General features: G+C 26.8%; 10 protein-coding genes, 2 tRNA genes and 2 rRNA genes. 11 read left to right on the forward strand and 3 right to left on the reverse strand.

What is annotated here, in order from left to right:
• The 4 genes from SPJ33_RS09030 to SPJ33_RS09045 all read left to right on the forward strand — a co-directional run.
• Positions 1-133: ribosomal RNA gene (locus SPJ33_RS09030) — 23S ribosomal RNA — on the forward strand; the annotation flags it as partial.
• Positions 134-185: 52 nt separating this feature from the next.
• Positions 186-302: ribosomal RNA gene (gene rrf, locus SPJ33_RS09035) — 5S ribosomal RNA — on the forward strand.
• Positions 303-307: 5 nt separating this feature from the next.
• Positions 308-383, forward strand: a tRNA-Phe gene (locus tag SPJ33_RS09040).
• 5 nt (positions 384-388) lie between these two features.
• Positions 389-462: transfer RNA gene (locus SPJ33_RS09045), tRNA-Cys, on the forward strand.
• Positions 463-519: 57 nt separating this feature from the next.
• Here the strand turns inward: SPJ33_RS09045 and SPJ33_RS09050 are convergent.
• Positions 520-1428: an LD-carboxypeptidase gene (locus tag SPJ33_RS09050; protein ID WP_321117639.1), complete on the reverse strand. Its 909-nt coding sequence runs from the start codon at positions 1426-1428 to the stop codon at positions 520-522.
• A 78-nt stretch (positions 1429-1506) separates the two neighbouring features.
• Positions 1507-2454 (reverse strand): magnesium transporter CorA family protein, encoded by a 948-nt coding sequence (locus SPJ33_RS09055; protein ID WP_321117640.1) that lies wholly within the window; start codon positions 2452-2454, stop codon positions 1507-1509.
• Positions 2455-2737: 283 nt separating this feature from the next.
• On the opposite strand from SPJ33_RS09055, the gene SPJ33_RS09060 reads away from it, so the two are divergent.
• From SPJ33_RS09060 to SPJ33_RS09090, 7 genes are all read left to right on the forward strand, one after another.
• A complete protein-coding gene (locus tag SPJ33_RS09060; RefSeq protein WP_321117641.1) occupies positions 2738-3277 on the forward strand; it encodes a hypothetical protein in 540 nt (179 codons plus the stop codon).
• Between the two features lie 114 nt (positions 3278-3391).
• Entirely contained in the window at positions 3392-3580 is a 189-nt protein-coding gene (locus SPJ33_RS09065) for a sigma factor G inhibitor Gin (protein WP_321117642.1), read from the forward strand.
• 18 nt (positions 3581-3598) lie between these two features.
• Entirely contained in the window at positions 3599-4240 is a 642-nt protein-coding gene (gene tmk, locus SPJ33_RS09070; protein WP_321117643.1) for a dTMP kinase, read from the forward strand.
• Positions 4241-4362: 122 nt separating this feature from the next.
• Positions 4363-5292, forward strand: a complete 930-nt coding sequence (locus tag SPJ33_RS09075; RefSeq protein ID WP_321117644.1) for a DNA polymerase III subunit delta' — start codon at positions 4363-4365, stop codon at positions 5290-5292.
• A gap of 4 nt (positions 5293-5296) precedes the next feature.
• Positions 5297-6202, forward strand: coding sequence for a stage 0 sporulation family protein (locus SPJ33_RS09080; RefSeq protein WP_321117645.1), 906 nt, complete (start codon positions 5297-5299; stop codon positions 6200-6202).
• Positions 6203-6213: 11 nt separating this feature from the next.
• A complete protein-coding gene (locus tag SPJ33_RS09085) occupies positions 6214-6417 on the forward strand; it encodes a heavy-metal-associated domain-containing protein (RefSeq protein WP_321117646.1) in 204 nt (67 codons plus the stop codon).
• Positions 6418-6524: 107 nt separating this feature from the next.
• Entirely contained in the window at positions 6525-6695 is a 171-nt protein-coding gene (locus SPJ33_RS09090; RefSeq protein WP_321117647.1) for a DUF362 domain-containing protein, read from the forward strand.
• Between the two features lie 50 nt (positions 6696-6745).
• Here the strand turns inward: SPJ33_RS09090 and SPJ33_RS09095 are convergent, their stop codons facing one another.
• A complete protein-coding gene (locus SPJ33_RS09095) occupies positions 6746-7393 on the reverse strand; it encodes an MBL fold metallo-hydrolase (protein ID WP_224168198.1) in 648 nt (215 codons plus the stop codon).
• Positions 7394-7639: the final 246 nt, after the last annotated feature.

The raw sequence follows: 7639 nt of genomic DNA on the forward strand, positions 1-7639 counted from the left end.
CCCACCTCAAGATGAGATTTCCCATAGCGTAAGCTAGTAAGACCCCTTGAAGAACACAAGGTTGATAGGTCAGGGGTGTAAGCATGGTAACATGTTCAGCTGACTGATACTAATAGGTCGAGGGCTTGACCAATAAAAGACAATCAACAAAAGTTCATATACAATTTTCAGAGAACAATCTGAAATCTGGTGATGATGGCATAGAGGAAACACTCCTTCCCATTCCGAACAGGAAAGTTAAGCTCTATAGCGCCGATGGTACTGCATGGGAAACTGTGTGGGAGAGTAGGACGTTGCCAGGTAAGATGGCTCGATAGCTCAGTTGGTAGAGCAGCGGATTGAAGATCCGCGTGTCGTAGGTTCGATTCCTACTCGAGCCACCATATATGGCGCTATAGCCAAGTGGTAAGGCAGAGGTCTGCAAAACCTTTATCCCCGGTTCAAATCCGGGTGGCGCCTCCAGAGTAGAGGAAATCCTGTAAACTTTTGTTTACAGGATTTTTTATATACAAATATATTTTATTTTAAATTGTTTTCGCATAATATTAATTTATTAGTGTTTTTATCGTATGTTGCTATACCGCCTATTGGAAAAATTAAATTTGGATATGAGTGTCCAAATGGTACTCCATATATAATAGGTATACCTAAGGGAATTAAACGTTTTTTTATAACTTCTAGTGTTGTAAAGCTGTCTTCATAATTATTTAGAGAGCAGTTTTCCATATGACCAATTAAAATTGCTTTACATTTATTTAATTTATTTGACAATATAAGTTGAGTTAATAATCTATCTATTACATAAGGCGACTCATTTACTTCTTCTAATAAGAATATTGATTTATCTAAATTAACTTCATAAGGAGTACCGATTGAAGAACATATCATAGATAAATTACCTCCCATCAATCTTCCAGTAAAGTAATCATTATTATATTTTTTGCAATTTGATAAATCATATATCATTCCTTTGCTAGGATTGAAAAGCATTCTTTTAAAATAAGAAAATGTAAGGATATCGGAGAAATTTGATTTAACCATAGGTCCATGAAATGTAATTAAGCCATTTTTAGCAAAATAATTTAGTAGGATTGTTATATCACTATATCCGCAGAAAAATTTGGGATTATTTTTGATAGAGCGTATATTTATATGGGGAAGAGTTCTTATAGATCCATATCCACCTCTGTAGCATATGATACCATCAATCGAATCATCTTCAAACATATCAGTTATTTCTTTTGCTCTATCTTTATCATTCCCTGCTAAATATCCATATTTATCATAAAGATGATTTCCAATTACTATGTTAAAACCAAGTTCTTTAAATTTATTTACGTAATTATCTATATTATCCTTTGAGCTACAAGAAGCTGGAGCAATAATTGCAAGTGTAGACTTTTTATTTAACAATCTTCCTTTAAGCATATATAATCCCCCTAAAAAAAGAGAGCCAATTTAGCTCTCTATTCATTTATTATATATTATGCTAATTTTTAGAAAATGTTATCTAAACATATCTTTCTTATATAAAACCCATGCAACGATTGCACATATAAATAAAGTCATAAACATTATTATATAGAAAGAAGATGGATCTGTAGTTGATAATGGTAGCCATACATTCATACCAAATATTCCACCAATTATTGTTGGAATTGACATAAGTATTGTAACTGAAGCAAGAACCTTCATTACTATATTAAGATTATTTGAAATTACAGATGCAAAAAAGTCCATTGTACTTGCTAATATGTTACTATATATTTCAGTCATTTCTATTGCTTGCTTATTTTCTATAATTACATTTTCTAATACATCTTTATCTGCTTCATATTTTTGAATTATATCTAATTTGAGCATTTTTTCTAATGTTATTTCGTTAGCTTTTAATGAAGTTGAAAAATACACTAATGACTTTTCTAATGAATGTAGTTGAATAAGTTCTCTGTTTTTCATTGATTTATGCAATCTTTTTTCTATCATTAAACTTTTTTTATCAATTTGTCTTAAATATAGAAGGTAGTATGTAGAAATTCTATTTAAGATTTGAAGTGTGAATCTAGATTTTTTGAATGTAAAGAATGATTTAATTCTTCCATTAATAAAATCTGTTAATATTTTACTATTTTTTAAACATACAGTTATAAGTTGATTTTCTGTATGAATTATTGAAAGCGGATATGTATCATAAGTAAGTGAATTATCTTCCATTTCAGTAAAAGGAATATCAACAATTATTGAAGTTACATTATCTTCTATATCTATACGAGAAGTTTCTTCATCATCTAACGAAGCTTTAAGAAATTCTAAAGATATACCTGTTTTATTTGAAATTAAGATAAGTTCTTCATCTGAAGGTGCAACTATATTTATCCAACAACCTTGTTCAATATCATCAAGTTGTTTAAGTATTTTATTATCTTCACTACTAGTTTTAAATATTTGGATCATGATTAAACCTCCGTTTATATTCTTTATATATTATACTATTAAATATATAAATATAAAATAAAGACTTAGAAAAGCAAGGATATTCAAGGAATTTAAAGATTAACATTTTAATATTTTTAGTATAACACAGCAAAGAATAGAAGTATGAAGATAAAGTTTATTAATTTATTATGATGCTTAAAAATAACTGAATTTAGCTTATATTTCTATGGAATAAACTTTAAATTGCTAGTATAATCAAATTTATATCTGTAATTTTGATTAAATCATGGGGGATTTAAATATGATGCATAAGGAAATAGTTGTTAGAAGGAAGATGCATGTTATTGTGCTAGCATTATTAGTAATAACAGTTATGCTATATGTACAACAAGCTCTTAAGCTTATTAGCTTTGATAATAATAAAACGCCAATTATTTGTAAGATAATGTTATTATCTATAACTACTTTAATTATTGTAAGAGAATGTATTAGTTGTAATGTTTCATATAAATATGCTTTAATAGCTAATAAGTTTATAATAAATAAGACTTTTTCTAAAGGGGAAAAAACATTAGTAAGTGTAAAAATATCAGATATTGTATATATAGGTAAAAAAAATGATAAGCTTAAAAAATACAATGCAAAACTTATAGGAAACTACACTTTTAATAGATTAATTACTAATCAATGTTGTTGTATATATAGAATAAATGGAGATTATTATAAATTCTATTTTAAACCAAGCGATTATTTTATTAGAAGAATTATGCAAAATACAAAATATAGTTATTTACAGCAAGACGTTGTAGATATTGAACAAATAAAAACTCAAGCTAATTAGGCTTGAGTTTTTTTATTTAATATTTTCTTTTATAAAAATTATTAGTGAAATCTGTATAAAAATATTTTAGTTGTTAAGAATTAATATATATTTTTATTTTAGGAGGATTTGGTTATGAAAGGTATAAACAATAAAAAAATTAAAGAAAATTCTTGTGGAATATGTGGAAAAGTTAGTGACAATGGTATAATTATAAAAGGAAATTTGATATGTCCAAATTGTGAGGTTAACATGTTAAATATAGAACCAGGAGACAAAGAATATAATAATTATATTCTTAAATTAAAGAATCTATTTAAATAAAGAAAGAGGTATACAAAATTGAAAAAAGGATTATTTATTGTATTTGAAGGCGGAGAAGGATCAGGAAAGAGTACAATGATAGATAAGGTATACGAATGGCTTAGAGAATGCAATTATGATTGTATAAAGACAAGAGAGCCAGGTGGAATAAGTATAGCAGAACAAATAAGACAAGTGATTTTAAATAAAGAAAATACAGATATGGATTCAAGAACAGAAGCATTACTTTATACAGCTGCAAGAAGACAACATTTAGTTGAGAAAGTAATTCCAGCTTTAGAAAATGGACAAGTAGTTTTATGTGATAGATTTTTAGATTCATCATTAGCTTACCAAGGATTTGCTAGAGGAATTGGAATTGATGAAATATATGAAATAAATAAGTTTGCTATTGGGGATTGTATGCCTGATATATCTATATTATTTGATATAAGCCCAGAAGTAGGTATGGAAAGAATAAATAAGAATTCTCAAAGAGAAGTAAATAGATTAGATTTAGAGAGTTTAGATTTTCATAATAAAGTTAGAGAAGGATATGATATAGTATACAAAAATAATAAAGATAGAATGGTTAAGATAAATGCAGAAGAACCTATAGATAAAGTATTTGATAATGTAAAGAATATAATATCTAATTTACTAAATGATTTTGGTAAATAAAGGGTTATGGGAAGATATTACTTTATGGTAGAATATAATTGCAATGTGTAATAAATTAAAATAGTATTATATATTTTGATATATAAATAAATGACATGTATAGTTAGAAGGGAGTTGGTGTATTGGATAAATTTATAGGACATAATAAAGTTATTAGAGGATTTATGAAAAGAGCAGAAAACAATACACTATCTCATGCTCATTTAATTACAGGAAGAGATGGAATAGGTAAGAGTATTATAGCAGACATATTTGTATCAAAAATACTTAATAAAGAAATTGGTAAAGAAAATGTAGATGCTATTCATTATAGAAATAAAAAAGCATCAATAGGTGTATCTGAAGTTAGAGATATAATTGAAGAGGTTAATAAAAGGCCTTATGAAGGTAATAAAAAAGTAATTATAATATATGATGCACAAAAGTTAACTATTCAAGCTCAAAATGCGCTTTTAAAAACAATAGAAGAGCCACCAAATGGTGTATATATTCTATTACTTACAACTAACTTAGAAATTCTATTAGATACTATAAAGTCTAGATGTCAGATATATAAGTTAACACCTCTTAATAAAGAAGAGATGATTGATTTTATTAACTTAAATTATGAAGTGAGTGAAGAGCAGTTATCATCTTTACTTGCTTATTCAGAAGGGATACCTGGAAGAGTGGAAAGATTTTTAAAGGATCCTAAACTTCAAAGTCTTAGAAATCTTATAATAGATATGCTAAGAGATATAAACAAAAATGAAGTTGATATAACATTAAAATATGAAAAATTATTTTATAGTTATAAAGATGAAAGCGAAGAATTATTAAATATAATTTCAAGTTTTATAAGAGATATTATTCTTTATAAAGAAGTAAATGATAAAAAGCTTATAATAAATTCAGATAAAAATGAAGATATCGAAGAGTTAGTTCAAATGATGTCATATAGAAAATTAAATGGGATGTTAAGATACATAGATGAAGCACGAACGAATTTAAAGCATAATATTAATTTTTCTACGATTATTAGTGTTATGCTTATGGGTTTTTTGGAGGTGTAATTACATGATAAAAGTAATTGGAGTAAGATTTAAGAAAGCTGGTAAGATATATTACTTTGATCCAAATGAATTAGAAATAAATAAAGAAGATTATGTAATAGTTGAAACAGCTAGGGGTATTGAATTTGGACAATGTGTAATTGGAATAAAGGAAATAGATGAAAATGATATAATAGCCCCATTAAAGAGTGTTTTAAGAATAGCTAATGATGAAGATATAAAAAAGCATAATGAAAATAAATCAAAAGAAGAAGAAGCATTAAAAATTTGTACAGAAAAGATATGGGAACATGGGCTTATGATGAAGCTTATAGATGTTGAATATACTTTTGATAACAACAAAGTAATCTTTTATTTTACAGCTGATGGAAGAGTTGATTTTAGAGACTTGGTTAAAGACTTAGCAACTATATTTAAAACAAGAATAGAACTTAGACAAATTGGTGTTAGAGATGAAGCTAAAATGATAGGTGGACTTGGACCTTGTGGAAGACCAATGTGTTGTTCAACATTTTTAGGTGATTTTGCATCAGTTTCAATAAAAATGGCAAAAGAGCAAAATCTATCTTTAAATCCAACAAAAATTTCAGGTATATGTGGGAGACTAATGTGTTGTCTAAATTATGAGCAAAGCACATATGAAGATATAAGAAAAGAACTTCCTAAGGTAGGATCTATTGTGAAAACTTCAGAAGGAACTGGAGAAGTTATTCAAAATAATATAGTTAAAGAAAGTGTAAAAGTTAAACTAAAAAGAAAAGATGAAGAAATAGTACAAACATTTAATATAAAAGATGTTAAATTAATTAAGGGAAGCTATGAAGATTGCATAGATGAGTCAGATATAAAGATTGAAGTAGAAAATGAAGAGGATAAAAATCTTATAAAAGCACTTATAAGGGAAAAATAGAGGAGGACAAAATGAAGGCAGTATTAAAAGTTTCTGGAATGAATGATTCTACAGATATTAGAGAAATACAAAATGTAATATCAGAAATTGAAGGTATTATTGCAAGTGAGGTAGCTTTAAAGAAAAAAGAAGTTACTATAATATATAATAATATGTATGTGGAATTAGAAAGCATTATAGGAAGAATTGAAGATCTTGGTTATACAGTCATTTAGAAGAATATAAGGCTGTCCTAAATTTTAATGTAAGTACTTTTAAAAAATGATGAAGTATGTTAAAATTAACTTGGTGTAATTACCAAAATTTTTAGGAGGTGTTTTTAATGGCATTTGTAATAAGTGATTCATGCATAAGCTGTGGAGCATGTGCGCCAGAATGTCCAGTTAATGCTATAAGTCAAGGAGATACTCAATTCGTAATAGATGCAGATACTTGTATCGATTGTGGAAACTGTGCTAACGTTTGTCCAGTTGGAGCTCCAGTTCAAGAATAATATAGCTAAAAAAAGATCGTCATAATGGCGATCTTTTTTTAGTACAAGCTTTAAATTGCTCTAATCGGTTTAAGAACTACAGATGATCCAGTTTGTAAAATAGTGTCTTTAGAAATATTAAAAGAATCTGTTTTAATTTTATATGAGTTTCTAGTAAGTAATAAAAAATCCTGAGGACCACTAAAAAGAAATGATGATAATGAATGTTTATAATTCATAGGTATAACTACCTTTGGATTTATTTTTTTATATAAATTAAAAGCTTCAATTCCATTTAAATTAATATGTCCACCAATTGGAATAAATAATATATCTATTTCACCTATCTTTTTTAAAATATCATCAGATAAATCTTCACCTAAATATCCTAAGTGACATAATCTTAAATTATCTATTTCATATATGTATATAATATTATTTCCACGTTTAGCGCCTTTAAAATGATCAGAAAAAGTATCATATCCAATTATTTTACAAAAGTCAGTTACATACTCCCCACTTGATGTAATTAAAGTAGTACTTGGATCAATACTTGGTATAGTGAAAACACCTGGAGAAAAGTTACTTATTGTAATTATATTTGGTTTTATATTATCAATATTATGAGAAAATAATCTATTTAAAGGATCTATAAGAATTCTTTTTCCCATAGAATTTTTTATAAGAAAAGTTGAATTACAAAGCCAAGTTATATCCATAAAAATCCCTCCTAAATGTATAAATTTAGTATGTGCAAAATAAAGTAATTATACCCAATATATTTATTGAAATTACTTTGCTTGAATAAAGTAAAAAAAAGTATTAATATAATCTTAAGGTCAAAGTAAGTAAAAAGCGAAATTGATTAAGAGGGTGTAAACTTGGCAAGACTAACTGATATAATAGAAAAATTTATAAAAGAAATGATAAAAGAAGATGAGGATAATAAAGTATTAATCCAAAGA

The sequence above is a fragment of the Clostridium sp. genome, from assembly GCF_034179595.1.
Taxonomy (GTDB): Bacteria; Bacillota; Clostridia; order Clostridiales; family Clostridiaceae; genus Clostridium.